Here is a 25,025-nt window from a genome sequence, read left to right as displayed (position 1 = left end):
GTGGAACGCTCCCCCGGCCGGCTCGGCGTCCCCCGCTGGGTCATCGCCGTCGCGATCGTCGGCGGACTGTTCGTCGCGCTGCCGCTGGTCGCGCTCATCGCGCGCGTCGACTGGGCGGACTTCTTTTCGCTGGTCACCTCGCCCTCGTCCGTCGATGCCCTGCTGCTGAGCCTCCGGACCTCGGTGGCGGCCACCCTGCTGTGCATCCTGCTCGGGGTGCCGATGGCGACCGTGCTCGCCCGGGTGCCGTTCCCCGGCCAGCGGATCGTGCGCGCCCTGGTGCTGCTGCCGCTCGTGCTGCCCCCGGTCGTCGGCGGCCTTGCACTCCTCTACCTGTTCGGGCGGCGCGGGATGCTCGGCGGAACGTTCGACGTCGCCTTCTCCACTCCTGCCGTCGTGCTCGCCCAGACCTTCGTCGCACTCCCGTTCCTCGTCCTGAGCCTGGAGGGGGCGCTGCGGTCGGCCGGCACCCGCTACGAAGCCGTGGCCGCGACCCTCGGTGCCCGCCCGAGCACCGTGCTGTTCCGCGTGACCCTGCCGCTGGTGCTTCCGGCACTCGTCTCGGGCGCGATCCTGTCGTTCGCGCGCGCGCTCGGCGAGTTCGGTGCGACCCTCACCTTCGCCGGCAGCCTGCAGGGGGTCACCCGCACCCTCCCGCTCGAGATCTACCTGCAGCGGGAGACCGATCCCGATGCCGCGGTCGCCCTCTCGCTGGTGCTGATCGCGGTCGCCGTGATGGTCGTCGCCGTCGCGCACGGCGCCGGCGAGCCGTCCCGCCGACGCCGGAGGGCGACCCTGTGAGCCTGCACCTCGAAGCGACCGTGACCGAGCGCGGTGTCGACGTCGCGCTCGACCTGGCCGACGGCCAGACGGTCGCCGTGCTCGGGCCGAACGGCGCCGGCAAGTCCACCGTGCTCGGGATGCTCGCCGGCCTCGTCCGCCCGGACACCGGCCACGCCACGCTCGGCCAGGACACGCTGTTCGACCTCCCCTGGGTGTGGACGCCTCCGCACCGGCGCGGCATCGCCCTCCTCGCCCAGGAGCCGCTGCTGTTCCCGCATCTGTCCGTGCGCCACAACGTCGAGTTCGGGCCTCGCACCGGCCGGGCATCCCGGGCCGACGCCCGCGCCGCAGCCGAACGCTGGCTGGAGGAGGCCGACGCCGCCGAGTTCGCCGACCGCCGCCCCTCCGAGCTCTCGGGAGGCCAGGCGCAACGCGTCGCGATCGCCCGTGCCCTCGCCGCCGAGCCCCGGCTTCTGCTGCTCGACGAGCCGCTCTCCGCCTTGGATGTCTCCGTCACCTCGTCCGTGCGCCAGATGCTCGCGCGGGTGCTCGCCGACCGCACCGCCGTCGTGGTCAGCCACGACGCCCTCGACGCCTATCTGCTCGCCGACAGCGTGATCGTGCTGCACGACGGCCGCATCGCCGAGCAGGGGCCGACCCGCAGCGTGCTCGAGCGTCCGCGGCACCCGTTCACCGCCGAGCTGACGGGAGTGACCCTGCTGACCGGGCGGCGCACCGCCTCCGGACTGCTGACCGACGAGGGAACGCCGATCGCGGCGTCCGCGGTCGAGCCGGTGGCGCCGGATGAGCGGGTCGCGGCGATCGTGGGGCCCGCCGAGGTGCGCGTGGAGAGCATCCACACCCGCGAGCCGTCTGCGACGGGAGACAATCGCCTGCGCGCCATCGTGCGCGACCTGGAGCCGCGCGGCGACCTCGTGCGCGTGCGCACGGACTCGCTGCCGGCGCTCGTCCCGCCGGGCGTGGTCGCGGAGCTGTCCCTCGGGCCGGGCGTAGCGGTCACGCTCGCCTTCCCTGCCTCGTCCGTCACCCTCTACCGGGCCTGACGGCACGGCTGCCGGCCCGACAGCCCGGCCGGATCGCCGGCCGCCCCGGCGAACCGGCAGCGCGACCGCTCAGCCGCCGGCGAACGGCGGCAGCACGTCGACCGTGGAGCCGATCCGGCGCTCGGGGTCCCGCGACACGACGGAGTCGACCAGGAACGAGCCCGAGCGCAGCACCCGCTCCATCTCCGCGCCGTACCGTTCGAGCAGTTCCGCCCGCAGCGCGCCGAGGGTCGCCTCGGGCAACTCGATCCGCTCCTCCGCGCGGCCCGCCGCCTCCTCGGCGGCGGCGAAGTAGCGCACCAGCACGGTCTCAGCCACCGATCGCCCCCATGCTGCGAACCGGCGGGGTGAAGCTCGCGCTGTCGATCCCGTGCCCGGCCTGCTTGCCCCACATCGCGCCGCGCCACCAGCGGGCGATCTCGGCGTCGTCCGCTCCCCCGCGCAGCAGGCCCCGTAGATCGGTTTCGTCGTCGCCGAAGAGGCACGAACGCACCGTCCCCTCCGCGGTGATCCTGGTGCGGTCGCAGGCGGAGCAGAAGCTGCGCGTGACCGAGGCGATGATGCCGACGGTCGCGGGGCCGCCATCCACCAGCCACTCCTCTGCCGGAGCCGACGGGTCGTCGCGCCCGGCCTCGGTGAGCGTGAAGCGCGTGCCGAGCACGTCGAGCAGTTCGGCGGCCGGCACCATGTTGTCGCGGGCCCAGGTGTGGTCGGCGTCGAGAGGCATCTGCTCGATGAACCGCAGCCGGCAGTCGTTCTCGACAGCCCAGGCCAGCAGCGCTGGCGCACCGGCGAGCGTGTCGCGCATGAGCACGGCGTTGAGCTTCAGAGGGCTCATCCCGGCATCGTGGGCCGCCCGGATGCCCGCCAGCACAGCCGGGAGCCGGTCGCGTCTGGTCAGCGCGGCGAAGTGCTCGCGGTCGATCGTGTCGAGCGACACGTTCACCCGGGTGAGCCCGGCGTGCACCAGGTCGCGGATGCGGTGGTCGAGTCCGATGCCGTTGGTCGTGATCGAGAGGTCGATGCCGGGGGCGGCCGCGGCCGACCGGCCGACGATCTCGGCGAGGTCCGCGCGCATCAGCGGCTCTCCGCCGGTGAACCGCACCTCGCGCACGCCGAGGTCGCGCACACCGATGCCGACGAGCCGGGCGATCTCCGCCGCGCTGAGCAGGTTCTCGCGCGGGATGCTCGGGAGACCCTCCGCCGGCATGCAGTACGTGCAGCGCAGCGAGCACTTCTCGGTGACCGACACCCGCAGGTCGCGGGCGACCCGGCCGAAGCGGTCGACCAGCCCCGGGACATCCGGTCGCCCGCTCAGACTCGGCGCACCCCGCTCGGGCGCACCCGGCAGCGGCGCGCCTGCCATCCGCGCCCGCAGAGGCAGTCCCAGGTTCACAGCGGTCATCTGTTCACCATAGACCGGCGCGAGCGGTAGGAATAAGCTGCGCGCATGGGAATCATCTCTTCCGGCTTCTCCGGCCGCAGACGCACCGATGACCCGCGACTTCCTCCGGGTCAGTACGAGACCGACGGCTTCCCCGTGCTCTCCGCGGGCCCGACGCCGCGCATCTCGAAAGACGAGTGGGCGTTCACTATCACGACCGAGAAGGGGCAGGTGCACCGCTGGAGCTGGGACGAGTTCCTCGCCCTCCCCCAAGACGACGTGAGCACCGACATCCACTGCGTCACCAGCTGGTCGAAACTCGGCACCTCGTGGCGTGGTGTCACGCTCGACACCCTCTTCGCCGGCGTGGACACCGACTATCAGTTCACGATGGCCCACTCCTACGGCGGCTACACCACCAATGTGCCCCTGGCCGACCTGCTCGACGGCAAGGCCTGGGTCGCGCACAGCTTCGACGGCGCCGACCTGGCTGCCGAGCACGGCGGCCCCGCGCGCCTCCTCGTGCCGCATCTCTACTTCTGGAAGAGCGCCAAATGGGTCAACGGCATCGAGATGCTGCCCCAGGACGAGCCCGGCTTCTGGGAGAGCAACGGCTACCACATGTACGGAGACCCCTGGCGCGAAGAGCGCTACTGGTGAGCACGGTCTGGCATGTGGCCGATGTGGTGGGTGAGCACTTCGAGACGCCGACGGCGCGCACGCTCCGGCTGCGCATCCCGGGCCTGCACGGCCATCTGGCCGGCCAGCACGTGGATGTGCGCCTCACCGCACCGGACGGCTACCAGGCCGTCCGCTCCTACTCCATCGCCTCGGCCCTTCCCGGCGACGAACTGGAGATCACCGTCGAAGAGCTCGCGGACGGCGAGGTCTCGCCCTATCTGGTGCGCGGCGCCGCCGTCGGCGACCAGCTCGAGGTGCGCGGACCGGTGGGCGGCTGGTTCGTCTGGCGCCCGGGCGACGACAGCCCCGTTCAGCTCATCGCCGGCGGATCGGGGGTCGCGCCCCTGATGTCCATGGTGCGAGCGCACGCGATGGCAGGGAGCCGGGCACCGTTCCGGCTGCTCTACTCGGTGCGGACCCCCGCCTCGGTCTACTACAAGGACGAGCTCCGGATGCTCGCGCAGGACGCCGCCCCCTTGTCCGTCGACTACGTCTACACGCGCGAGGCGCCGGCGGGCTCGTCCGTCCCGGCCGGACGCCTCACCGCGGACACCCTCGGCATGAGCGCCCTCCCCGCCGCGCAGATGTCGCTCTTCTACATCTGCGGCGCCACCGCCTTTGTCGAGTCGGTCTCCGACTGGCTCGTCGCGGCCGGACACGACGCCGCCCGCATCAAGACCGAACGCTACGGCGGAATCGGAGGCGCCCCGTGACGGACCTGAACTACCTGGACGGCAACGCCGCCGCGGGAATGCTGTCGGAGCTGTTCGCGGTCGACGTCACAACCGCCCGCGGCCGCTGCGCCCACTGCGGCGACATCGCCGTCGTCGCACGGGCCCGCATGTACCCGAACGACCACGGAATGGTGCTGCGCTGCTCGTCCTGCGAGGACGTCCTCGCGAAGGTCGTGGAGACGCCCGGCCGCCTGTGCCTCGATCTCCGGGGCATGGCGTGGCTCGAGTTCGCGATCGAGGAGTAGGGGCTCACGGAGCGTTCCCACCTGTGATCGCCTAGAATTCTCCGGTGCTCCCCGACTCCTCCTCCTTCGACGCCGCCGCGCTCGGCCCGACCGCGAACATCGACCCCGACGACCTGGCGACGACCCTCCGCGTGCTCGCCGAACTGCACCTGCTCGACGAGGAGCACCCCGACTTCGTGAGCGTGCGGCACGCGACCGCCCGCATGTTCAAGTCGGTCAAGCAGGAGCGGCGCCGCCAGCTCCGGGCGTCCGTCGCCGAGAACGACAGGGCCGTCGTGGCCGCGACCGCCACCGGCGCCCCCGACCGCATCGACGACGAGACCCGCGGTGTCGACCTGTCCACCAGCACCACCGGCACGAGCGCCGGAACGCTGCTCAAGTCACGTGCCTGCTACATCTGCAAGCAGCATTACACGCTCGTCGACGCGTTCTACCACCAGCTCTGCCCCGAGTGCGCGGCGCTCAGCCACGCCAAGCGCACCGCTCGCACCGACCTCGCCGGCAAGCGCGCCCTGCTCACCGGAGGCCGCGCCAAGATCGGGATGCACATCGCGCTCCGTCTGCTGCGCGACGGCGCCCACCTCACCATCACCACCCGGTTCCCGCGCGACGCCGTTCGCCGTTTCTCGTCGCTGCCCGACTCGGGCGAGTGGCTGCACCGCCTCTGGGTCGTCGGGATCGACCTGCGCGACCCCGCCCAGGTGATCGCGCTGGCCGACTCCGTGGCGGCCCAGGGCCCCCTCGACATCCTGATCAACAACGCCGCTCAGACCGTGCGCCGCTCCCCCGGTGCATACTCGCTGCTCGCCGAGGCCGAGTCCCAGCCGCTCCCCGACGGCCCGCTGCCCGAGATGGAGACCTTCGGGCACACCAACGACCCGCACCCGGAAGCCCTGGAGGCGAGTGTCGCCGCGCATCCACTGCTCTCGGTCGCCGGTCTCGCCGGCACCGTCGCCGAGCAGGCCGCACCGGCCGCTCTCACCGCCGACGACCTCGCCGCGCTCGCGATGGCGCCCGGCTCGTCCTCACTGGCGCGTCACGCCGACGGCAGCGCGATCGACGCCGGCGGCCTCGTCCCCGACGTCAACCGGGTCAACAGCTGGACCCAGGCGGTTCAGGATGTGGACCCGCTGGAGATGCTCGAGGTGCAGCTCTGCAACACCACGGCCCCGTTCCTCCTGATCAGCCGCCTGCGTGCCTCGATGTCCTCCACCGAGTCCGGACGCGCGTACGTGGTCAATGTGTCGGCGATGGAGGGCGTCTTCGGACGTCGCTACAAGGGCCCCGGGCATCCGCACACCAACATGGCGAAAGCGGCCCTCAACATGCTCACGCGCACCAGCGCCGGCGAGATGTTCGAGACCGACGGCATCCTGATGACCGCGGTCGACACGGGATGGATCACCGACGAGAGGCCGCACTACACGAAGGTCCGCCTGGCCGAGGAGGGCTTTCACGCGCCGCTCGACCTGGTCGACGGGGCCGCGCGCGTCTACGACCCGATCGTGCGGGGCGAGGCCGGCGACGACCTCTACGGAGTCTTCCTGAAGGACTACCGCGTCTCGGCCTGGTGAGCGGGTACGCTGAACTTCAGTTGTAGGCCGTAGACGAAGGATCCCATGGCGAGCACTTCTGCGGAGCAGGCACCTGAGCTGCCCGTACCCGGCCAGGCACACGAGGTCGCGAAGCCCCCGAAGGGCGGGGCGTTCCGGCACTGGCTGCTCTCGGGCCTCATCGACGAGCGCGGGACGCACCAGGGTCCGCACGCCCGCCGGCCCGAGCGCACCCACAGTTGGTGGCAGGTCATGTGCCTCACCGGTGTGGACTACTTCTCGACACTCGGCTACCAGCCCGCCATCGCGGCGCTCGCAGCCGGTCTCGTCTCGCCGTTCGCGACGCTGGTGCTGGTGGCGCTGACCCTCCTCGGCGCGCTGCCGGTGTACCGCCGGGTCGCCCGGGAGAGCTTCAAGGGCTCCGGCTCGATCGCGATGCTGGAGCGACTGCTGCCGTGGTGGGCGGGCAAGCTCTTCGTGCTGGTGCTGCTCGGATTCGCGGCCACCGACTTCATGATCACGATCACCCTCTCGGCGGCCGACGCCTCGGCGCACGCGATCGAGAACCCGTACACGCCCACCTGGTTCCACGGCAACCAGGTCGGCATCACGCTGGTGCTGCTCGCGCTGCTCGCCGCGGTGTTCCTCAAGGGCTTCCGCGAGGCCATCGGCATCGCCGTCATCCTGGTGGCGGTCTACCTCGCGCTGAACGTGATCGTCGTCGCCACAGCGATCGCCGAGGTCTTCCAGCACCCCGCTACGATCGACGCCTGGTGGACCGCGCTCTTCATCCAGCACGGCGACCCGATCATGATCGTCGGCATCGCCCTGCTCGTCTTCCCCAAGCTCGCTCTGGGCCTCTCCGGCTTCGAGACCGGCGTCGCCGTCATGCCGCAGATCAAGGGCAAGCCCGACGACGACCCCGAGAACCCGAAGGGCCGCATCCAGGGCGCCCACAAGCTGCTCACCACTGCGGCGATCATCATGAGCATCTTCCTCATCACCTCCAGCTTCGTGACCACGCTGCTCATCCCGCAGAAGGACTTCCAGGCGGGCGGTCCGGCGAACGGCCGCGCGCTCGCCTACCTGGCGCACGAATACCTCGGCAACATCTTCGGCTCGGTCTACGACCTCAGCACCATCCTCATCCTGTGGTTCGCCGGAGCCTCGGCGATGGCCGGCCTGCTCAACCTGGTGCCGCGCTACCTCCCGCGCTACGGCATGGCCCCGCAGTGGGCAAGGGCGGTGCGACCGCTCGTGCTGGTGTTCACGGCCATCGCCTTCGTGATCACCCTGGTCTTCCAGGCCAGCGTGGATGCTCAGGGCGGCGCCTACGCCACAGGCGTCCTGGTCCTGATCACGTCGGCCTCCCTCGCGGTCACCCTCTCCGCCTACCGCAAGCACCAGCCCAAACGCACGGTGGTCTACGCGATCATCACGGCGATCTTCGTCTACACGACGATCGTCAACATCTTCGAGCGCCCGGACGGCCTGCGCATCGCGACGCTGTTCATCATCGGCATCCTGGTGATCTCGCTCGTGTCCCGCATCGGACGCTCCTTCCAGTTGCGCGCCACCAGCGTGAACTTCGACGTCACCGCCCTCGACTTCATCCTCGAGGACGCCGAGGAGGGCGAGATCCGCATCATCTCGCACGAGCCCGACGTCGACACCGACAAGGAGTACATCCAGAAGGCCAAGGACGAGCGCAAGTTCAGCCACATCCCGCAGCGCTCCCGCACGATCTTCCTCGAGGTCCTCCCCTCCGACTCCTCCGACTTCGAGGAGGACCTGATGGTGCACGGAGTGGTGAAGCACGGCTACCGGGTCCTGCAGGTCAAGAGCGGCAACGTGCCGAACACGATCGCAGCGGTGCTGCTCGAGGCCCGCGACATCTCGGGAGTGGTGCCGACGATCTACTTCGAGTGGACCGAGGGGAATCCGATCTCGAACATGTTCCGGTTCCTCATCACCGGCGTCGGCGAGGTGGCGCCGGTCACCCGTGAGGTGCTGCGCGAGGCGGAGAAGGACGTCAAGCGCCGCCCCGCCGTGCACGTCTCGTGACCTGACCGCGGGCCGATCCGCCCTTCGTGCCGGCGGTCTTCTTGCCGGCGGTGTTCTTGCCGGCGGTCTTCTTGCCGGCGCTCTTCGCGCCCTTCGCCCCTTTCGCGCCGTCGGACGTCGGCTGCCGGGGCGCCTTCCGCGCGGCCTTCTTGCCCTGTGCGGCCTCGGTGGCGGCGACCTCCGGGTTGCGCGAGCTGTGCGCCGTGCGGCCGCGGACGATCCCGATGAACTCGTCGACGAGCGGATGCTGGCCGTCGCGCGGCCAGGCGAGCCCGACCTGACTCGGCTCGGCGTCCTCCAGCTTCATCGCGACCACGTCTTTGCGCCGGAACACTTTGGCGACGGACTGCGGCAGCACAGCGACACCCGCGCCCCCCGCCACACTGCGGAACAGCCCTTCGGACGCATCGCCGGTCAGCACGGTCTCGCCGTCGAGCTCCGCGCGGTGGAGCTTCTTCTCGAGCGTGAGGAGGTGCTCGTGGTTCATCACGACGACGATGTCCTCCGCGTAGAGCGGGATGACGTGCAGGCCGTCGGTGTCGAGCGGTTCGCGCACGAACGCCATGTCGGCTTCACCGCTCTCGAGCATCCGGTGCTGGTCGTCGAGCTCCATGCGCACCACGCTGAGCTCGACCTCGGGGAAGCGCTGCTCGAACACCCGCGTCCATTTGCCGACCGTCACGCCGAGCGGAAATGCGATCGTGAAGGTGGAGGACGCCATGCACGTAAGGGTACCGGCTCGCCCGGACGATACCCTTGGAGTCATGAGCGCGGAGAAGAAGTCCCAGACGATGAAAGCGGCCACGGCGGCCAAGAAGCTCGGGATCTACCTCCCGGCGGCCCCGGAGGAGTTCCGCGACGGTGACGTGAGCCGCACGGAGCTCGCCGAGCTCACCGCCGACCCGCCGGAGTGGCTGACGACCCTGCGCGCCGACGGACCGCACCCGCGCGACGTGGTGGCGCACAAGCTCGGAATCTCGATCAGCGGCCTCGCCCGCGCCGGAGTCGACGAAGTGCTCACCTCGGAGCAGATCAAAGCCCTCCTCGCCGCTCCGCCGGCCTGGCTCGTCGAGGAGCGCGCCACCCAGGCCGCCGTGCACGCCGAGAACGCCCGCGTCAAGGCCCGCAACGCCGAGCGAGCGGCCCGCGGCAACCGCTAACCGGCTGCGCCGCCGGTCGTCTCACCCGTCGCGTCGCCCGCGCGCCTCACCGCTTTCCCGAGCACCTGTGGGCCGGTGACCAGGGCGCGCCGCCAGGGCGCCACGCCCTCGATCTCGATCTGCAGCGAGAAGCTGAGCACGGTCCGGATCAGCACGATCAGTGCGAGCACGATCGCGTCGTTGAGCGACGGAGTCGACGTCACGGTGCGCACCAGATCGGCGGCGACCAGCACCTCCAGTCCGAGGAGGATCACCCCGCCGAACGCCTCCCGCAACGTGCGGAACGCCGTTACCCCGCTCTTCGTCCGCACCCACGTCCGGAGTGCGATCGCGAGCGCGACCACGAAGCCGATCGCCATCACGCTGACCCCGACCACCTCGAAGCCGACGGCGATCGTGGTGAAGAACGAATGAGCCACCATGTGCTCATGGTCCCACATGCCGGGCGGTGCACAATGGTGCCATGACCTCCAGTGCCGGACGTGACGCTCAGTCTGAGATCTACCGAGCCGGCGTGGCGGGTCGCACGCCGCGCATCCCCACCGGTTTCGCCGCCCTCGAGCGACTCGCACAACGCCGGATGTCGCGGGCCGCGTTCGCGTACGTGGCCGGCTCGGCCGGGCTCGAACGCACCGACGCCGCCAACACCGCCGCCTTCGCGCGGCACCGCATCGTGCCCCGCGTGCTCCGCGACGTCGCCGGGCGCGATCTGAGCATCGAGCTGTTCGGTCGGCGCCGGCCCACTCCCCTGCTGCTCGCGCCGATCGGCGTGCTCGATCTGGCGCATCCGGGGTCGGATGCCGCAGCGGCCAGGGCGGCGGCGGCCCACGGCATCCCCGCCGTGCTCTCCAACCAGGCCTCCACGCCGATGGAGGAGGTGGCGGCGGCGATGGACGATGTCGCACCAGGAGCGAGCCGCTGGTTCCAGCTCTACTGGAGCTCGTCGGACGACCTGGTCGCCAGCCTGGTGGAGCGGGCCGAACGCTCCGGATGCGAGGCGATCGTGGTGACGCTCGACACCCACGTGCTCGGCTGGCGTCCCCGCGACCTCGACCTCGGCTACCTCCCGTTCAGCCGCGGGCGGGGCATCGCGCAGTACACCAGCGACCCTGTCTTCCAGCGGTTGGTGCGCGAGAGGGTCGCGGCCGGCCGGCCTCGCCCCCGCACGGCGATCACCCCGGCGACGGTCGCCTCGTTCGCGAGCATCCTGCGCCGTCATCCGGGGAGCCTGCGGCAGAACCTGCGCTCCCCCGAGCCGCTCGCGGCGGTGGAGACCTTCCTCGACGTCTTCGCCGACCCGGCGCTCACCTGGGACGATCTGGCATTCCTGCGCGAGCGCACCACGCTGCCGATCGTGCTGAAGGGCATCCTGCACCCCGATGACGCCGAGCGGGCCGTCGACGCCGGTGTCGACGCCGTGCAGGTCTCCAACCACGGAGGGCGCCAGATCGACGGCGAGGTGGCCAGCCTGGATGCCCTCCCGGGCGTGGTCGCACGAGTGGCGGGCCGGCTCCCGGTGCTGTTCGACAGCGGCGTGCGTGGCGGCGCCGATGCGGTGATCGCCCTCGCGCTCGGAGCCACTGCGGTGGCGATCGGCCGTCCCTACGTCTACGCACTGGCCGTCGCCGGCGAGAGCGGGGTGCGCGAACTGCTGCGCAACACGATCGCCGAACTCGACATCACGCTGGGGCTCGCCGGCGTGCGCAGTGTCGCCGAGCTGTCGCCGGGCATCCTGTCGCCGACCGGGCCGTCAGCCGGAGGCCTCGCGGAGCGTCAGGAGACGGAGGCCCCGATCAGCGAGAGCAAGGCACGGCCGTAGGCGGTCGCGGCGTCTTCGTCGTCGAAGAAGTGCTCCTCGCCCGACAGCACGACGGTCACGCGATAGCCGTCGACCGTGCGCGCGAGATGCCGGAACGCGCCGCCGAGCAGCTCGCGCAGCTGGTCCTCGCGCGGAATCCAGAGGGCGTCCTCCAGCGCGAGAGAGTCGAGCGCCCACTCGGTGGTCCCGTTGAAGCCGAGGATGGTGCCGGTGTCGAACTCGTGGGGCTCGATGGTCATGTCGCTCACCGTGAAGCGCTCGCCGGTCAGTTCGGCCCGATCGATCGCGAACGTGTCTCCGGAGACCGGACGCCAGAGGAGACCGGCGGTGCGCAGCTCACGTGCGAGCGTGTCGCCGATCATGCGCCGGCGGGCGGCCACACACCGATGATGATCGCCATGACGACGATGGTCACCAGCTCGTGGGCCAGGTTGAGGACGGTGAGGCTGCTCGGGCGCCGGTCGAACGCGTCGTGCGTGATCATGCGGGCCGCCGTGAACCCGGCCCAGAGCACGACTCCGGTGAGCACGGCGTTCCAGAAAAAGGTGCCGTTGTAGAAGTGGAAGGCGATGTCGGTCGCGCCCGCCAGCACCCAGGCCGTGATGAAGCTGACGACGAACGTGATGATCAGCGGAAAGGCCGCGCCCTTCCGCATCGACTCCTCGTCGTGCCCGACCAGCTTCATCCAGTAGGTGCCGAACACCCCGCGTGCGTACCAGATCGCACCGACCGCCATGCTGGAGGCGGTGGCGATCAGGACCGCCCAGTAATTGATGGCAGGAACCATGCTGTCTCCCAACTCGAGGTGATTCGGAGTCTATTGCGCCCCGCGCCGGGATTCGCCATCGAGTCCTGACCTGCTGGGTCGAAGCGGAGCATTTCGACCCAGCAAGTCCGGACTCGATGGTTACTCGGTCACGATGACGATCTTGCCGCGCACGTGGCGCGTCTCGAGTCGCGCGTAGGCCTCGGCCGTGCGCTCGATCGGGAAGATCGAGTCGATGGGCAGCACCAGCTCGTTCTCGGCGAGCAGCTCGGCGATCTCGATCAGGTCGGCGTTCGTCGCGCCCCGCCCCCCGACCGTCTGCGCGCCCCGTGCGCCCGGCCCGAAGGCGGCGATCGTGTTGATGCGGTCCACGGGCACCCCCAGCTCGATGGCGGCGTCGATCGTGGGGGTGCCGTGGTTGTCGAGCACCGCCGTGACGCGGTCCCCGTCGTCCAGCACCTCGAGGACGCGCTCGACGAGACCCTCGCCGTAGGCGACCGGGATGATGCCCAGCGTCTCGAGGAACTCGTGGTTCTCCACGCTCGCGGTCCCGATCACGGTCGCACCGGCCCGGATGGCGAGCTGAGCGGCCAGGATGCCCACGCCGCCGGCCGCCGCACTCACCAGCACCGTGTCGTGCTCGCCGAGGACGAGGGAAGCGGCGCTCGCCATCGCCGTGCGACCCACCACGCCCAGCGAGCCGGCCACCTCGAAGGTGAGCGGGTCCGGCTTCGCCACGACCTGCCCGTCCTCCTGCACCACGGTGAAGTCGGCGATGGAGGCGAAAGGCGCGCTGCCGAAGACGGCCTGTCCGACCGTGAAGGCGGTGACACCCTCGCCGATGTCCTCGACGAACCCGGAGAAGTCCTGGCCGACGCCGCTGGGAAGCGTGACGCCCATGCGGGCTGCCGCCCGCTCGTCCTGGTACGCCTTGATGTCCACGAGGTTGAGCCCCGCCCCCATCACCCGCACCGAGATCTGACCGGGGCCCGGCCAGGGGCGTGGCCTCTCGACCACCGTGAGGTAGTCGCGGGAACCGAACTCGTCGAATTGGACGACTCTGGGCACGTGAGCTCCTTCCTCCTGTGACGGCGAGCTTAGTCCTCTGGGCTCAGCCGAACAGCAGAGCCGCCTCGTCGTACCGCGCCTGCGGAACCGTCTTGAGGCCGCCGGTGGCGTCGGCGATCGAGACGTTGACCACATCCGTGCCGCGCAACGAGACCATCGAGCCCCAGCGTCCCTCGTAGACCGCGTCGATCGCGGCCATCCCGAGGCGGGTGGCGAGCACGCGGTCGTAGGCGCTCGGAACCCCGCCGCGCTGCATGTGGCCGAGGACCGTGGCGCGCGACTCGATCCCGGTCCGCTCCTCGATCATCGGGGCGAGCATCTCGCCGATTCCGCCGAGCCGCGGACGGTTGAAGGCGTCGAGGCCCTTGTGGGAGTGGGCCTCCTCCATGGTGTCGAGGTGGAAGCCCTCGGAGACGACGATGACCGGCGCCCGGCCGCGATCGCGCACCGACTCGACCCATTCGACGATCTGCTCGATGGACTGCGGCTGCTCCGGGATGAGGATGGCGTGGGCGCCGCCCGCCATGCCCGAGTGCAGGGCGATCCAGCCCACGTGACGGCCCATGACCTCGACCACCATGCACCGCTGGTGCGATTCCGCCGTGGTGCGCAGACGGTCGATCGCCTCGGTCGCGATCTCGACGGCCGTGTCGAAGCCGAACGAGTAGTCGGTCGCGGCGAGGTCGTTGTCGATCGTCTTCGGCACGCCGACGATCTTGAGGCCGGCGTCGGTGAGGCGGCGGGCCGCGGTGAGCGTGCCCTCTCCGCCGATGGCGATGATGGCGTCGATGCCGTGCTCGTCCATCCGGCGCTGGATGTTCTCGGGGCCGCCGTTCTCGCCTTCGAACGGGTTGGTCCGGCTCGACCCGAGGATCGTGCCGCCCTGCCGGGAGAGACCGCGCACGCTGTGGCGGTCGAGCGGCATGATGTCGCCGTCGACCACACCGCGCCAGCCGTAACGGAAGCCGGCGAACTCCGAGTGGAACACGCGGTCGCCTTTGAGGACCGCTCCGCGGATGACCGCGTTCAGTCCGGGGCAATCGCCTCCGCTGGTGAGGATGCCGATCTTCATGCTGCTCCCTGGGGTGGTTTTCCTATTGGTGAATCATGCCTGACGCGCTGCCTCCAGCACAAAAGCGCGGAACGCGTCCCCGTGCGGGCGTCAGAGCCCGAGCGCGTGGGCCAGCTTGGAGGAGCTCGCCGACACCACCGCGCCGGCGCCGAGGATCCGCTCCTCGATCTCGTCGAGCAGCGCCGCGCGGGCTTCGCGGGTGTCGGGTGCGCCGCCCAGCAGCTCCACCTCCCACTCACGCCAGCTGCGGGTGCCGCCCGCGTGGAGGTTCTCGCTCGACACATGATCGTCGCAGAGCTCGGCCACCGCGAAGCCGGCGGCGTCCTGCAGGATGACCGTGGTGCGGTTGTTGGTGACGCGTGCGATCGGCCGCAGCTCAGCATCCCCCACCCGCTCGCGGAGCATGGCGAGCAACTCGGCGGGCGGCTCGTCGGGTTCACCGTCGCCGATCGGCCAGTGCAGCTCGGTGCGGCCCTCGTCGCCGGGGAGTTTGACATGCCAGCCTGCGTCGGCGCCACCGCGGCGGACGCGAACGGCGACACGTTGGCGCGCGAGGGTGAGGTCGTCGGTGTCGATGTAGATCGCCACCAGCTCGGCGGTGGCCGGTTCGCTCTCGATGGCGACGGCCCCGGCGCCGACCAGACGGGGCGGTTCGGCCGACTCGTCGACGTCGTACTTGCGTTCGATCTCGATCTGGGAGTGGTACGGCATCCCCCTTGTCTAGTCCAGATCGCCGCTGTCGCGAAATTACAAGACCACCGGATGCCCGCCCCGTATCGTGTGACCATGACCGCGATCGAGACCATCACCGCCCGATTCGACGTGACCGGCTGGGATCCGGCGGAGCTGACCGGCATCGACGGCGACTGGGTGGGCGCCGTCACGATGCGCAAGGAGTACACCGCCGGACTCCTCGGAGGATCCGTCGCGCATTTCCTCTCGTCCGGCACTGAGGAGAGCCGCGGCTATCTGGCGGCCGAGCGCATCACCGGCACCCTGGACGACGGCCGCAGCGGATCGTTCACGGTGCACCACGGCGCTCTGCAGCACCCGGACGACGACTCGGCGTTCGGCTACATCGTGCCCGGCACCGGAACGGACGACTTCGCCGCATTCGCCGGCTCCGCGCGCATCGTGCACGACGACCGGGGCGCGTATTTCGTCTTCAGCATCGGAGAGTAGCAAGAGCCTCTTCTGCTCTCGACCGCACGGCCGGGCAGGCGTACCCTTGCCAGCATGAGCGAGAGCGACATCCGTCGCGACAGCGACGAGCCCGGCGATTTCATCGAGGCACAAGACAGCGACTACGAGCCGGCGCCGCGCGTCTACGACGAGGACGACCTCCCGGTGGACGAGGACGAAGACGCCGAAGACGAGGTCGTCCCCGACGACGATCGCCGCGTGCCGCTCGACCCGTACGACGCCGGCATCGCCTGACCCGCGCCGGGGCGCGGACTAGCTCAGCGCCTCCTCGAGCAGGTTGATGAGTGCATCCAGCTGCACCGAGTCCGTCGAGCCGGGCTCCACGTCCGAGCCGTCGAGCGCCCGGGCCGCGAGACCCTGCTTGGCGTCGATCAGTTCCGCGATCTTGGCGTCGATGGTCTGCGCCGCGATGATGCGCCAGGCCGTGACCGGCTCCTCCTGGCCGATGCGGTGCACGCGGTCGATCGCCTGCGTCTGCTCGGCGGCCGTCCAGGACAGCTCCGCCAGCACGACGTTCGAGGCGGCCTGCAGGTTGAGGCCGACCCCGGCCGCTGTGAGCGACGCCACCGCGACCGACACGTCGGGGTCGTTGTTGAACGCGTCGATCTCTTTCTGGCGCTGGATCGCGGTCTGGTCGCCGCGGATCGACACGGTCCGCAGGTCGCGCGCGGCGAAGGCCTCCTCCGCCGCGTCCATCACGTCGATGTGCTTGGCGAAGAACACCACCTTGCCGACCGAGCGCGCCAGCTGGGCGGCGTAGTCGGAGGCGAGGCCGGCCTTGGCCTGGCCGATCTTGCGCACCATGGTGAAGACGTTGTCGCCCGACTTGGAGGACTTCGCCTCCTCCAGCTCCGACTGGGCGACCAGACGGATGAGGTGCTTGCGGTGGGCCTCGTCGTCGCCGTCGAACGAGTCGGGGCGTCCGGCGGCGGATGCCCGCTGGAACTTGGCCACCAGCCGGGCGGCGAGCTCCTTCTCGGCCTGGCGGATGGAACGGCCGAGGTCGTCGTCGAGCTCGACAGGGAGGTCGACCACGCGACGGCTCGGCAGGTCGGCCGCGACGTCGATCTTGCGGCGGCGGACGATGCCCATGTCGATCACGGCTTCGCGGGCGGCGACGTAGAAGCCGAAGTCGGCGGGGGTCAGCTCGGTCTCCTCGAGCTTCTCCATCAGCTGCGGGGCCGGCTTGTTCCCGTCGATCCAGCCGAGGTACTGCCAGATCGCCTTGAAGTCGTCGATGTCGTTGATCAGCGGCGTTCCCGTCAGCGCGAGCATCAGCGGATCGCCGGCGTTGCGGATGGCCTCCGCCAGCCCGAGCACGTATTTGGAGCGCTGCGAGTGCAGGTTCTTGATGAAGTGCGCTTCGTCGACCACCATGCCCTTGAAGCCGAGCGTGCTCAGCCAGGCGAGGTGGCGGTCGAGCACCTCGTAGTTGACGATGACCACGTCGGCGAAGGCGTCGAGCCCTTCGCCGTCGCCGTGGATGACCGTGGCGCGGCGGTGCGGCGTCCAGCGCTCGACCTCACGGGCCCAGTTCATCTTGACGACGTTCGGCACGACGGCCAGCAGGGGGTATGCGTTGGACACGGATGCCGCGAGCAGGGACTGGGCGGTCTTGCCGAGTCCGGGCTCGTCGGCGAGGAGGAAGGAGCGGTGGCCCTGGCGCACGCTCTCGACGAACCGCGCCTGGTGGTGCATGAGCTCGAGGCCGGGAGGCGAGTAGCGGTCGATCGGGGGCGCGGGCGGGAGGTCCATGCTGGCCGCCTGGCCGCCCGATCCGTATTCGAACGACTTGAACAACGGGCCGAGCAGCTCCCACGAGTCCAGCCGGCGGCGAGGGGCGGGTGCGGCAGCGGCCGCCCGCGAGAAGTCCGGGGCGAGGAACGGGTTGGACAGCTGACGGGCGCGCACCGACTGCGGGATGACCTGCTTCTCGGCGAGCTCCGGGGTGAGCACGCTGTCCTGCTTGGGCACGATGCGCTCGGTCGTGATGATGAGGTCGTCCGGGCTCAGCTCGGTGCCGGACTCCAGCAGCCAGTCGCGGCGCAGCTTCTGAGCGGTCGCGGTCGGAGGCGCCTCGCTCTCCAGCAGTGCGATCAGCGACGTGTCGCGGGCGGCCGTCTTGGCGAGGATCGTCGCGATGCCGTCGAGCCGCTTCAGCTGCTCGGCACGCGCCGCGTCGCTCAGCTCGGTGTCGGCTTTGGCCCGCGCGCGCTCCTCGCGCATCAGGAAGGCGATGACCTGGAACTTCGTGCGGTTCGTCGGGCCCAGCTTCTTGCCGTCGACGGCCTTGGCTTCGACCTCGCGCACCTTGCGCGCGAGGACGGGAATGAGCCCATCGTTGTTCGCGTGCCGGGAACGTCGCTGCTGTGGGCGCGACGAGGCGGTGCGCTGACCGGAACGAGACATGGTCCTCCAGTGGATGCGTCGCGCGCCTCGACGGGCGGGACGCCGTGTGGCGTGAGAAGTCGAACGCGGCGGCCGGACACAGAATCCGGATGCTGAACGCCGACGTGTGCGCCACGGCTCGCGCGGCGCATCTCCCAGTTTACGCGAGAACGCGGCCGACGGCCACGATTGCGGGCGTGACGTGCCGGGAATCGGCTAGCGGCGCTGGTCGGTCGGGACCTTGACCGTCACGGCCACCGCCACGAAGACCACGGCGCCGGCGATGTGGAGCCCCCGGAGCACCAGGTCGTCGATGGTGAGGGGCCACACCGGGTTCCACACGACGGCGATCGGGATGAGCCCGGCGAACCACCACCACTGCTTGGCCTGCCCGGCGAACACGCACAGGATGAGCGCGAGGATGCAGACCGCGTAGCGCACGTAGAGGTACCAGTCGCTGCCGACCAGAGCGACACCGGCGATCAGGACGATCGCGCCGAGGAGCCCCGGAGCGAGCGCAGTGCGGTTGAAGGCCGGTTGGGCTGCAGGACGTGACACGGTTCCAGAGTCTACGTCAGCGCGGGTCTGCGGCGATGCGGGTCTGCGTCAGCACGGAAGCGTGCGCCGCTCCGCCCGAACGAGACCGCTTCGGGCAGAACGACGTCACGGAGTCTTCAGCAGAAGCCTTTCCGCAGGAGGAACGCGCACGGCGGGGCGTCCGACCCCACACGTACGGTCACCACGGACTGGCGGGCGAGCACGACGAAGTCGTCGAGTTCGAGACGTGTCATCGCGACTCGGCGAAGTTCGGCATCGGAAGCGATGCCGTTCACCGCGAACGCCACGTCTGGTACATCGTTGAGAACGCCGGTGCAATCGAGGAACACGATCGGAGCCGGATTCTCGTTGTCGAGCGGCAGCACACTGAGGATCGCGTCCGCCGCGGCCTCCGTGGTCACCTCTCCGAGATGTATGACGGGTGAAACTATTTCTTTTTCTGGATACCCGCTGCCGACAAGCGTGAGCATGTCGCCATCGTGCATGGAATCGAGCACACTCAAGAGCGCACCGGACAGCAGCGGGTTGAGGTTCTTCAGCAAAGTCGGGCCTTTCCTGTAAAACGAATATTTCTCAACCCCTAGGTGGAGGATAGACCCCCCGGTATGTCCTCCCCCACCCCCCGTTGTGGGGTAGTCGTCGCGACGCGCCGTAGAACCGCGCCGATCCGGGCATCCGGTACTGATAAAGGGACACATCCCCGCACCGGCATATGACGCCGTGTGACCGGCGGCCCCGCTCCCGGCCGGCTACGAGATGCGCGCGAAACGCCTGAGCCGCAGGCTGTTCAGCACCACGAACACGCTGGAGAACGCCATCGCCGCCCCGGCGATCATCGGGTTGAGCAGACCGAGGGCAGCCACCGGAAGCGCGGCCACGTTGTACGCGAACGCCCAGAACAGGTTGCCCCGGATGATCCGCACGGTCGCGCGTGAGAGCCTGATCGCGTCGGCGACGAGCACCGGGTCCGAACGCAGCAGCGTGAGATCGCCCGCCTCGATCGCGACATCGGAGCCCGACCCCATCGCGATCCCCAGATCCGACTGGGCGAGGGCCGCCGCGTCGTTCACGCCGTCGCCCACCATCGCCACGCGGCGTCCGGCCCTCTGGAGCTCTGCGACCGTCGCAGCCTTGCCGGCGGGCGTCACCCCGCCGATGACCTCCCGGATCGCCAGGGGTGCCACCACGGCACGCACGGTGGCCTCGTGGTCACCGCTCAGCACCACCGGTTCGAGCCCGAGTGCCCGCACGCGCGCGACCGCCTCAGCCGCGTCGGGGCGGAGAGGGTCGGAGACGCTCAGGGCGGCCACGATTCGACCGTCCACGGCCACCAGGACGGCGGTGGCCCCTGCGCTGCGGGCCTCGGCCACGGCGGAGGCGAGGGCGGGGTCGAGCGCTCCGCCGAGCATCCGGAGCACGTCGTCGGGCCGGCCGACCACGACGTCGCGGCCGTCGACCTCGCCGGTCACACCGAACCCGGCGATCGACCGGAATCCCTTCACGCTCCCGGGGACGCCCGCGTCGGCGCCGGAGCCCGCCTCGGCGACGGCCACTCCGATCGGATGCTCGGAGCCGCGTTCCAGCGCCGCGGCCAGTCGCACGACCTCCCCGGCGTCGGAACCCGTCACGGCGGTCGTGCCCGACAGCGTCATCCGGCCGGTCGTGAGCGTGCCTGTCTTGTCGAACACGATCGTGTCGATCGTCCCCGTGCGCTCGAGCACTTCGGGCCCGGTGATGAGGATGCCGAGCTGCGATGCGCGGCCCGTCCCCACCAGCAGCGCTGTGGGCGTCGCGAGGCCGAGCGCGCACGGGCAGGCCACGATGAGCACCGCGACCGAGGCCGTGAACGCCGTGGATGCGTCTCGCGCGACGAGCAGCCAGACCACGAACGTGAGCACGGCCAGCACGATGACGACGGGGACGAACACCCCGGAGATGCGGTCGGCCAGCCGCTGGATGCTCGCCTTGCCGAGCTGCGCCTCCTCGACGAGCCCGGCCATGCGTGCCAGCCGGGTGTCGCGGCCGACGCGCGTGGCGCGCACCACGACGGAGCCGCCGTGCGCGATCGTCCCTCCGGTCACGTCGTCTCCCGGCGCGACCTCCACGGGCACGGACTCGCCGCTCATCGCGCTCGCGTCGATCGCTGCGGCGCCCTCGGTCACCGTGCCGTCGGTGGCGACCGTCTCTCCGGGACGCACGACGAACAGGTCGCCCACGGCCAGTTGCGCGATCGGCACACGTCGTTCACGGCCATCGGCGTCGAGTCGCGCGACGTCCTTGGCGCCGGCTTCGAGCAGGTCGCGAAGGGCAGCGCCGGCCCGCCGTTTCGAATGCTCCTCGATGAAGCACCCGAGCAGCAGGAAGGTGGTCACCCCGGCGGCGACCTCGAAGTAGACGGCACCGGATGCCCCGCCCGGCTCGGCGACGAACGTGAACGCGTGACGCATCCCGAGCTCTCCTGCGGTGCCGAAGACGAGCGCCCAGAACGACCAGAGGTAGGCCGCCGCGGTGCCGAGGGTCACGAGGGTGTCCATCGTCGCCGCCCCGTGCCGGAGGTTGACGAAGGTGGAACGGTGGAACGGCCAGCCGCCCCAGAGCACGACGGGCGTGGCCAGCACGAGCGAGACCCACTGCCAGCCCCAGAACTGCCAGGCCGGCACCATCGCCAGCAGCACGACCGGGACGGTCAATGCGGCACTGATCAGCAACCGGATGCGCAACCCGCGCGATCGCGCCGCCTCCGCTCTGGGCTCCCCCGCTCCCGGCGCCGCCGCCTCGATCACCTGGGCGCCGTACCCGGCCTTCTGAACGGCGGCCACCAGCTCCGCGGGATCGAGGCCGGCCGGGTAGGTCACGCGGGCTCTCTCGGTCGCGAGGTTGACGCTGGCGGAGACGCCGTCGAGGCGGCCCAGCCGCTTCTCGACGCGGGCCACGCAGCTGGCGCAGGTCATTCCCTCGATCGCGAGGTCGAGCTCGGCGGTGGTCGCTGCTGCGGTGGTCGCCGCTGCGGTGGTCGCTGCGTCGCTCGTTCCGGGGAGGCTCACAGCAGGGGCAGCAGGCCCGGACGGGCGAGCACGTAGCCGGCCTCGTCGACGGCGGCGCGCACGTCGTCCTCCGCAAGAGCGGCCGTGCTGCTCACCGTGGCGGTGCCCGCTGCCAGGTCGACCGTCACGGACGTCACACCCTCGAGGCCGCTGAGCTCGTCGCTCACCGATCGGGCGCAGTGCGCGCAGGTCATGCCCTGGATGTCGTAGCGGGTTTCCATGTCGTCAACCGTATCACGTACCCCATAGGGGTATGCGGGATCGAACGGGTATCCTGGAACGGTGATCGCAGACATCAAGAAACGCGCCATGCACCGCACGCGCATCCTCGAAGGCCAGCTGAGGGGCCTCGAGAAGATGATCGAGAACGAGGACTACTGCGTCGACATCATTACGCAGTCCCTCGCCATCCAGAAATCGCTGGGCTCCCTCAACAAGCTCCTCGTCGAGAACCACCTCAAGACCCACGTCTCCGAGATGTTCGAAGAAGGCGGGAGCCAGCGCGACGACGCGATCGTCGAGCTGCTCAAGGTCTACGAGCTCTCGAACAACCGGGGCTGAGCGTGGACGACCTGATCGAGATCGTCACGGGAGACATCACCGACGAACGCGTCGACGCCATCGTGAACGCCGCGAACAGCTCGCTCCTCGGGGGCGGCGGAGTCGACGGCGCGATCCACCGTCGCGGCGGCCCCGCGATCCTGGAGGCGACCCGCGAACTGCGCGCGACCACCCTCCCCGGCGGTCTCCCCACCGGGCAGGCCGTGGCCACCGTCGCGGGCGACCTGGACGCGAAATGGGTCATCCACGCGGTCGGGCCCGTCTGGTCGGCGACCGAAGACCGCACCGAGCTTCTCCAGAACGCCTACCGTTCCTCGCTGCGCGTCGCGCGCGAGCTCGGCGCGGCCACTGTCGCCTTCCCCGCGATCTCGGCCGGCGTGTACGGCTGGCCGATGGACGACGCCGCCCGCATCGCGGTCAGCACCGTGCGAGCGGTGCTGGCGGCCTCCTTCGGACCGGTCGAGAAGGTGCGCTTCGTGCTGTACTCCGACGACGCGTTCGCGGCCTTCCGCGCGGCTGCCGGAGAATAGGCCTGTGCCGACACCTGCGAACACCGCCATCGACGAGGACGCGGCGCTCGAGCGTTTCCGCGCCCTCCTCCGGGTGCCCACCATGTCGCGCAACGACGTGACCGAGACCGACTGGACGGCGTTCGACCGTTTCGTCGAACTGCTGCCCGAGCTCTACCCCCGCACTGCACACCACCCTCGAGCGCGAGCTCCACGGGCATTCGATGCTCTACCGCTGGGCCGGCTCCGGCCATGGCGCCCCGACGGTGCTGATGGCGCACTACGACGTGGTCCCAGCCACCGACGACGGCTGGGAGCATCCGCCGTTCGGCGCCGAGCTCACCGGATCGGCGACGGCCGACGACGACCGGCGGGTGCTCTGGAGCCGTGGAACGCTCGACGACAAGGGCGCGCTCGCCGCGATCCTCGAAGCCGTCGAAGCCCTCGTGCTCGACGGGTTCGTTCCGGCGAACGACGTGTACCTGAGCTTCGGGCACGACGAGGAGACCGTCGGCTCCGGCGCTCAGGCGATCGTCGCCGCTCTTCGCAACCGCGGGGTACGGCCGGCCCTCGTCGTCGACGAGGGCGGAGCAGTGGTCGAAGGGATCTTCCCGGGGGTGGTCAAGCCGATCGCGGTCATCGGGGTCAGCGAGAAGGGCATCACCAGCGTGCGCCTCACCGTCGAGCAGAACGGCGGTCATGCGTCGACGCCGCCCAGGCTCACGGCGACGGTGCGGCTCGCCCGCGCGATCACCCGCCTCAACGCCAGACCGTTCCCCGCCCGGCTCACCGAGACCAACCTGCAGATGGTCGAGACCCTCGGCGCCCACACCACGGGCCCGCTGCGCGCCGTGTTCACGCGGGCCCGCCGCTTCAAGCCCGCACTCGTCGCCGTGCTCGGCCGGGTGAGCGACGAGACCCGTGCGATCGTGCGCACGACCACGGCCGTCACGCAGCTGAGCGGCAGCCTCGCGGCGAACGCGCTGCCCGAGACGGCCCACGCGATAGTCAACGTGCGCATCGCTGTCGGATCGAGCGTCGCCGAGACCCTCGCCCATCTCCGCCGGGCCGTCCGCGACCCGCTGGTGCGCATCGAGGCGGTCGACGCCAGCGAGCCGTCCCCCGTGTCCCCGACGACCGGGGCGGAGTGGGAGGCGGTGAGCGGGAGTGTCCGCTCCGCGCATCCGGATGCCGTGGTCACGCCCTACGTGATGCTCGGCGCCAGCGACGCCCGGCACTTCACAGCGATCAGCGACGCCGTCTACCGGTTCACCCCGTTCGAGATGAGCGCGGACGAGCGCGGCACGCTGCATGCCCGCAACGAGCGGATCCACGTGAAGACGTGGCTGCGCGGAATCGGCTTCTACGCCGCCCTGCTCCGCCGCCGCTGACGGCCGGGCGCCAGGTTCTGTTGCAGGACCGAGGAATGCCAGAGCCGGCGGGCCGGGTCGACTGCGCGATGTCCCAGACCTCTCGCACGAGCTGCTCCAGGAGTGCCTCGCCGTCCGTTTCCCAGGCAGTGCGGTCGGCATCGGACCGCCAGCCAGTGAAAGGGTCGACCGACTCCTCCCTAAGAATCGGATCGAACGCAGGCCGCCGGCCCGCGCGAGCGCCGCCTGCTGGAACGCCCGCTCAGGCGTCGACCAGGCGGGAACCCACAACTCCTTTTGCGTCACCGGGTCGACGACCCACGATCCAGCGCCCACCCAACAACCCTATTGCCACGAAACCGCAGCACCGATCAACCCTGCACGATTTACCGACACAACCGACGACGAGCCAAGCGCTCTAGTAGGTTCCGCCGAGGTCGGGAAGCTGGATCGCCCGGCTGCTCGGCGGCAGCTGCCGCGTGCGCTCGAGGGCCGGGATCAGCTCGTTCACCCAGGCGGTGTAGCCGTCCTGATTGAGGTGCAGGCGGTCGTCGCTGTACCGCGGGTTCAGTTCGCCGTCCTCCAGCGCGAGGGCCGGCCACAGGTCGAGCCACTGCGCGTGGACGGTCGGCGCGAACTGCCACAGGTGCCGGTTGATGTCGCGGATCTGATCGGCGAACTCGTGCCCGCGCGGCAGCACCGACTGCACCAGGATGTGCGCCTCGGGCAGCTCCCTGCGCAAGGTCACCAGAATGGTCTCGACGTTGCGCACGACATGCTCGACCGACCGCCGCCAGGCGAGGTCGTTGGTGCCGATGAGGAGCGCGATGAGAGTCGGCCGTGAGTTGATCACGTCCCACAGTCGGGCGATCACATCATCGGTCGTGTCGCCCCCCACGCCGAAGTTGTAGATCTGCTCGCCTGGTAGCCATGCCTGCCAGTCTCCTCCTTGGATGAGACTGTCCCCGACGAGGGCCGTCGGTCCCTGATCCGACATCG

The 25,025-nt window shown here is 70.3% G+C and carries 29 protein-coding genes; 14 read left to right on the top strand and 15 right to left on the bottom strand.

What is annotated here, in order from left to right:
• A complete protein-coding gene (locus ACFVV5_RS17980; RefSeq protein WP_387246837.1) occupies nucleotides 1–801 on the top strand; it encodes an ABC transporter permease in 801 nt (266 codons plus the stop codon).
• On the top strand, nucleotides 798–1,847 hold the full coding sequence (locus tag ACFVV5_RS17975) for a sulfate/molybdate ABC transporter ATP-binding protein (RefSeq protein WP_387246834.1): 1,050 nt from the start codon (nucleotides 798–800) through the stop codon (nucleotides 1,845–1,847). Before ACFVV5_RS17980 ends, ACFVV5_RS17975 begins: the two co-directional genes overlap by 4 nt.
• Before the next feature lie 69 nt (nucleotides 1,848–1,916).
• On the opposite strand, the gene ACFVV5_RS17970 is transcribed toward ACFVV5_RS17975, so the two are convergent.
• A complete protein-coding gene (locus ACFVV5_RS17970; RefSeq protein ID WP_387246832.1) occupies nucleotides 1,917–2,165 on the bottom strand; it encodes a MoaD/ThiS family protein in 249 nt (82 codons plus the stop codon).
• The gene (gene moaA / locus ACFVV5_RS17965) at nucleotides 2,158–3,252 is read right to left on the bottom strand and encodes a GTP 3',8-cyclase MoaA (RefSeq protein ID WP_387246830.1); all 1,095 of its coding nucleotides are present in this window, start codon (nucleotides 3,250–3,252) and stop codon (nucleotides 2,158–2,160) included. The genes ACFVV5_RS17970 and moaA overlap by 8 nt, the downstream gene beginning before the upstream one ends.
• A 45-nt stretch (nucleotides 3,253–3,297) precedes the next feature.
• On the opposite strand from moaA, the gene ACFVV5_RS17960 reads away from it, so the two are divergent.
• Genes ACFVV5_RS17960 through ACFVV5_RS17940 form a run of 5 tightly spaced genes read left to right on the top strand, consistent with a single transcriptional unit; the run spans nucleotide 3,298 to nucleotide 8,508 of the window.
• Complete coding sequence (locus tag ACFVV5_RS17960) at nucleotides 3,298–3,891, top strand: sulfite oxidase-like oxidoreductase (RefSeq protein WP_387246828.1); 594 nt, start codon at nucleotides 3,298–3,300, stop codon at nucleotides 3,889–3,891.
• Nucleotides 3,888–4,625: a ferredoxin reductase gene (locus ACFVV5_RS17955; RefSeq protein WP_387246825.1), complete on the top strand. Its 738-nt coding sequence runs from the start codon at nucleotides 3,888–3,890 to the stop codon at nucleotides 4,623–4,625. Before ACFVV5_RS17960 ends, ACFVV5_RS17955 begins: the two co-directional genes overlap by 4 nt.
• A complete protein-coding gene (locus tag ACFVV5_RS17950) occupies nucleotides 4,622–4,891 on the top strand; it encodes a DUF6510 family protein (protein WP_387246823.1) in 270 nt (89 codons plus the stop codon). Before ACFVV5_RS17955 ends, ACFVV5_RS17950 begins: the two co-directional genes overlap by 4 nt.
• Nucleotides 4,892–4,935: 44 nt before the next feature.
• Entirely contained in the window at nucleotides 4,936–6,465 is a 1,530-nt protein-coding gene (locus ACFVV5_RS17945) for an SDR family NAD(P)-dependent oxidoreductase (protein ID WP_387246821.1), read from the top strand.
• Nucleotides 6,466–6,510: 45 nt separating this feature from the next.
• Nucleotides 6,511–8,508 carry an amino acid transporter gene (locus ACFVV5_RS17940; protein WP_387246819.1) on the top strand — a complete coding sequence of 666 codons (1,998 nt, stop codon included), beginning with the start codon at nucleotides 6,511–6,513 and terminating at the stop codon, nucleotides 8,506–8,508.
• Here the strand turns inward: ACFVV5_RS17940 and ACFVV5_RS17935 are convergent.
• Nucleotides 8,477–9,229 carry a LysR substrate-binding domain-containing protein gene (locus tag ACFVV5_RS17935; RefSeq protein ID WP_387246817.1) on the bottom strand — a complete coding sequence of 251 codons (753 nt, stop codon included), beginning with the start codon at nucleotides 9,227–9,229 and terminating at the stop codon, nucleotides 8,477–8,479. The two genes, ACFVV5_RS17940 and ACFVV5_RS17935, sit on opposite strands and share 32 nt — an antisense overlap.
• 43 nt (nucleotides 9,230–9,272) lie before the next feature.
• On the opposite strand from ACFVV5_RS17935, the gene ACFVV5_RS17930 reads away from it, so the two are divergent.
• Nucleotides 9,273–9,668, top strand: coding sequence for a DUF5997 family protein (locus ACFVV5_RS17930; protein ID WP_387246815.1), 396 nt, complete (start codon nucleotides 9,273–9,275; stop codon nucleotides 9,666–9,668).
• Here the strand turns inward: ACFVV5_RS17930 and ACFVV5_RS17925 are convergent.
• Nucleotides 9,665–10,090 carry a DUF1622 domain-containing protein gene (locus ACFVV5_RS17925; protein WP_387246813.1) on the bottom strand — a complete coding sequence of 142 codons (426 nt, stop codon included), beginning with the start codon at nucleotides 10,088–10,090 and terminating at the stop codon, nucleotides 9,665–9,667. The two genes, ACFVV5_RS17930 and ACFVV5_RS17925, sit on opposite strands and share 4 nt — an antisense overlap.
• A gap of 41 nt (nucleotides 10,091–10,131) precedes the next feature.
• Here ACFVV5_RS17925 and ACFVV5_RS17920 point away from each other — a divergent pair, with 41 nt between their 5' ends.
• Nucleotides 10,132–11,487, top strand: a complete 1,356-nt coding sequence (locus ACFVV5_RS17920; protein WP_387246810.1) for an alpha-hydroxy-acid oxidizing protein — start codon at nucleotides 10,132–10,134, stop codon at nucleotides 11,485–11,487.
• Here the strand turns inward: ACFVV5_RS17920 and ACFVV5_RS17915 are convergent.
• From ACFVV5_RS17915 to ACFVV5_RS17895, 5 genes are all read right to left on the bottom strand, one after another.
• Nucleotides 11,442–11,849, bottom strand: coding sequence for a hypothetical protein (locus ACFVV5_RS17915; protein WP_387246923.1), 408 nt, complete (start codon nucleotides 11,847–11,849; stop codon nucleotides 11,442–11,444). The two genes, ACFVV5_RS17920 and ACFVV5_RS17915, sit on opposite strands and share 46 nt — an antisense overlap.
• Nucleotides 11,846–12,274, bottom strand: coding sequence for a DUF1761 domain-containing protein (locus ACFVV5_RS17910; protein WP_387246807.1), 429 nt, complete (start codon nucleotides 12,272–12,274; stop codon nucleotides 11,846–11,848). The genes ACFVV5_RS17915 and ACFVV5_RS17910 overlap by 4 nt, the downstream gene beginning before the upstream one ends.
• A gap of 120 nt (nucleotides 12,275–12,394) precedes the next feature.
• Nucleotides 12,395–13,321 carry an NADP-dependent oxidoreductase gene (locus ACFVV5_RS17905; protein WP_387246805.1) on the bottom strand — a complete coding sequence of 309 codons (927 nt, stop codon included), beginning with the start codon at nucleotides 13,319–13,321 and terminating at the stop codon, nucleotides 12,395–12,397.
• Between the two features lie 43 nt (nucleotides 13,322–13,364).
• A complete protein-coding gene (locus tag ACFVV5_RS17900) occupies nucleotides 13,365–14,393 on the bottom strand; it encodes a 6-phosphofructokinase (protein WP_387246803.1) in 1,029 nt (342 codons plus the stop codon).
• Nucleotides 14,394–14,483: 90 nt separating this feature from the next.
• The gene (locus tag ACFVV5_RS17895) at nucleotides 14,484–15,104 is read right to left on the bottom strand and encodes a CYTH domain-containing protein (RefSeq protein WP_387246800.1); all 621 of its coding nucleotides are present in this window, start codon (nucleotides 15,102–15,104) and stop codon (nucleotides 14,484–14,486) included.
• 75 nt (nucleotides 15,105–15,179) lie between these two features.
• Between ACFVV5_RS17895 and ACFVV5_RS17890 the strand changes: the two genes are divergently transcribed.
• Both ACFVV5_RS17890 and ACFVV5_RS17885 read left to right on the top strand, forming a co-directional pair.
• Nucleotides 15,180–15,575, top strand: coding sequence for a DUF3224 domain-containing protein (locus tag ACFVV5_RS17890; RefSeq protein WP_387246797.1), 396 nt, complete (start codon nucleotides 15,180–15,182; stop codon nucleotides 15,573–15,575).
• Nucleotides 15,576–15,629: 54 nt separating this feature from the next.
• The gene (locus ACFVV5_RS17885) at nucleotides 15,630–15,830 is read left to right on the top strand and encodes a hypothetical protein (protein ID WP_387246795.1); all 201 of its coding nucleotides are present in this window, start codon (nucleotides 15,630–15,632) and stop codon (nucleotides 15,828–15,830) included.
• Nucleotides 15,831–15,848: 18 nt separating this feature from the next.
• On the opposite strand, the gene ACFVV5_RS17880 is transcribed toward ACFVV5_RS17885, so the two are convergent.
• From ACFVV5_RS17880 to ACFVV5_RS17860, 5 genes are all read right to left on the bottom strand, one after another.
• A complete protein-coding gene (locus ACFVV5_RS17880; RefSeq protein WP_387246793.1) occupies nucleotides 15,849–18,005 on the bottom strand; it encodes a DEAD/DEAH box helicase in 2,157 nt (718 codons plus the stop codon).
• Nucleotides 18,006–18,200: 195 nt separating this feature from the next.
• A complete protein-coding gene (locus ACFVV5_RS17875; RefSeq protein WP_387246790.1) occupies nucleotides 18,201–18,542 on the bottom strand; it encodes a DUF6804 family protein in 342 nt (113 codons plus the stop codon).
• Nucleotides 18,543–18,658: 116 nt separating this feature from the next.
• Nucleotides 18,659–19,084, bottom strand: a complete 426-nt coding sequence (locus ACFVV5_RS17870; RefSeq protein ID WP_387246788.1) for an RbsD/FucU domain-containing protein — start codon at nucleotides 19,082–19,084, stop codon at nucleotides 18,659–18,661.
• A gap of 207 nt (nucleotides 19,085–19,291) precedes the next feature.
• A complete protein-coding gene (locus ACFVV5_RS17865) occupies nucleotides 19,292–21,586 on the bottom strand; it encodes a heavy metal translocating P-type ATPase (RefSeq protein WP_387246786.1) in 2,295 nt (764 codons plus the stop codon).
• On the bottom strand, nucleotides 21,583–21,807 hold the full coding sequence (locus ACFVV5_RS17860; protein ID WP_387246784.1) for a heavy-metal-associated domain-containing protein: 225 nt from the start codon (nucleotides 21,805–21,807) through the stop codon (nucleotides 21,583–21,585). The genes ACFVV5_RS17865 and ACFVV5_RS17860 overlap by 4 nt, the downstream gene beginning before the upstream one ends.
• Before the next feature lie 61 nt (nucleotides 21,808–21,868).
• On the opposite strand from ACFVV5_RS17860, the gene ACFVV5_RS17855 reads away from it, so the two are divergent.
• The 3 genes from ACFVV5_RS17855 (at nucleotide 21,869) to ACFVV5_RS17845 (ending at nucleotide 24,047) form a co-directional block, all read left to right on the top strand.
• Nucleotides 21,869–22,147, top strand: coding sequence for a metal-sensitive transcriptional regulator (locus tag ACFVV5_RS17855; RefSeq protein ID WP_387246781.1), 279 nt, complete (start codon nucleotides 21,869–21,871; stop codon nucleotides 22,145–22,147).
• A gap of 2 nt (nucleotides 22,148–22,149) precedes the next feature.
• Complete coding sequence (locus tag ACFVV5_RS17850) at nucleotides 22,150–22,677, top strand: O-acetyl-ADP-ribose deacetylase (RefSeq protein WP_387246779.1); 528 nt, start codon at nucleotides 22,150–22,152, stop codon at nucleotides 22,675–22,677.
• Nucleotides 22,678–22,880: 203 nt separating this feature from the next.
• Nucleotides 22,881–24,047 carry a M20/M25/M40 family metallo-hydrolase gene (locus ACFVV5_RS17845; protein WP_387246776.1) on the top strand — a complete coding sequence of 389 codons (1,167 nt, stop codon included), beginning with the start codon at nucleotides 22,881–22,883 and terminating at the stop codon, nucleotides 24,045–24,047.
• Between the two features lie 397 nt (nucleotides 24,048–24,444).
• Here ACFVV5_RS17845 and ACFVV5_RS17840 read toward each other — a convergent pair whose 3' ends face one another.
• Nucleotides 24,445–25,023, bottom strand: a complete 579-nt coding sequence (locus tag ACFVV5_RS17840) for a GDSL-type esterase/lipase family protein (protein WP_387246774.1) — start codon at nucleotides 25,021–25,023, stop codon at nucleotides 24,445–24,447.
• Nucleotides 25,024–25,025: the final 2 nt, after the last annotated feature.

It is taken from the genome of Leifsonia sp. NPDC058248, assembly GCF_042881905.1.
In the GTDB taxonomy this organism is placed as follows: domain Bacteria; phylum Actinomycetota; class Actinomycetes; order Actinomycetales; family Microbacteriaceae; genus Leifsonia.
This window is presented reverse-complemented; position numbering and strand designations above follow the sequence as displayed.

Bases quoted from the DNA above. Each gene is read 5' to 3' on its own strand.
- ACFVV5_RS17910 (WP_387246807.1), bottom strand. From the start codon at position 12,274: ATGGTTCCTGCCATCAATTACTGGGCGGTCCTGATCGCCACCGCCTCC.
- ACFVV5_RS17960 (WP_387246828.1), top strand. From the start codon at position 3,298: ATGGGAATCATCTCTTCCGGCTTCTCCGGCCGCAGACGCACCGATGAC.
- ACFVV5_RS17895 (WP_387246800.1), bottom strand. From the start codon at position 15,104: ATGCCGTACCACTCCCAGATCGAGATCGAACGCAAGTACGACGTCGAC.
- ACFVV5_RS17845 (WP_387246776.1), top strand. From the start codon at position 22,881: ATGCTCTACCGCTGGGCCGGCTCCGGCCATGGCGCCCCGACGGTGCTG.
- ACFVV5_RS17920 (WP_387246810.1), top strand. From the start codon at position 10,132: ATGACCTCCAGTGCCGGACGTGACGCTCAGTCTGAGATCTACCGAGCC.
- ACFVV5_RS17840 (WP_387246774.1), bottom strand. From the start codon at position 25,023: ATGTCGGATCAGGGACCGACGGCCCTCGTCGGGGACAGTCTCATCCAA.
- ACFVV5_RS17940 (WP_387246819.1), top strand. From the start codon at position 6,511: ATGGCGAGCACTTCTGCGGAGCAGGCACCTGAGCTGCCCGTACCCGGC.
- ACFVV5_RS17935 (WP_387246817.1), bottom strand. From the start codon at position 9,229: ATGGCGTCCTCCACCTTCACGATCGCATTTCCGCTCGGCGTGACGGTC.
- moaA (WP_387246830.1), bottom strand. From the start codon at position 3,252: ATGACCGCTGTGAACCTGGGACTGCCTCTGCGGGCGCGGATGGCAGGC.
- ACFVV5_RS17925 (WP_387246813.1), bottom strand. From the start codon at position 10,090: ATGGTGGCTCATTCGTTCTTCACCACGATCGCCGTCGGCTTCGAGGTG.
- ACFVV5_RS17885 (WP_387246795.1), top strand. From the start codon at position 15,630: ATGAGCGAGAGCGACATCCGTCGCGACAGCGACGAGCCCGGCGATTTC.
- ACFVV5_RS17860 (WP_387246784.1), bottom strand. From the start codon at position 21,807: ATGGAAACCCGCTACGACATCCAGGGCATGACCTGCGCGCACTGCGCC.
- ACFVV5_RS17915 (WP_387246923.1), bottom strand. From the start codon at position 11,849: ATGATCGGCGACACGCTCGCACGTGAGCTGCGCACCGCCGGTCTCCTC.
- ACFVV5_RS17890 (WP_387246797.1), top strand. From the start codon at position 15,180: ATGACCGCGATCGAGACCATCACCGCCCGATTCGACGTGACCGGCTGG.
- ACFVV5_RS17900 (WP_387246803.1), bottom strand. From the start codon at position 14,393: ATGAAGATCGGCATCCTCACCAGCGGAGGCGATTGCCCCGGACTGAAC.
- ACFVV5_RS17880 (WP_387246793.1), bottom strand. From the start codon at position 18,005: ATGTCTCGTTCCGGTCAGCGCACCGCCTCGTCGCGCCCACAGCAGCGA.
- ACFVV5_RS17930 (WP_387246815.1), top strand. From the start codon at position 9,273: ATGAGCGCGGAGAAGAAGTCCCAGACGATGAAAGCGGCCACGGCGGCC.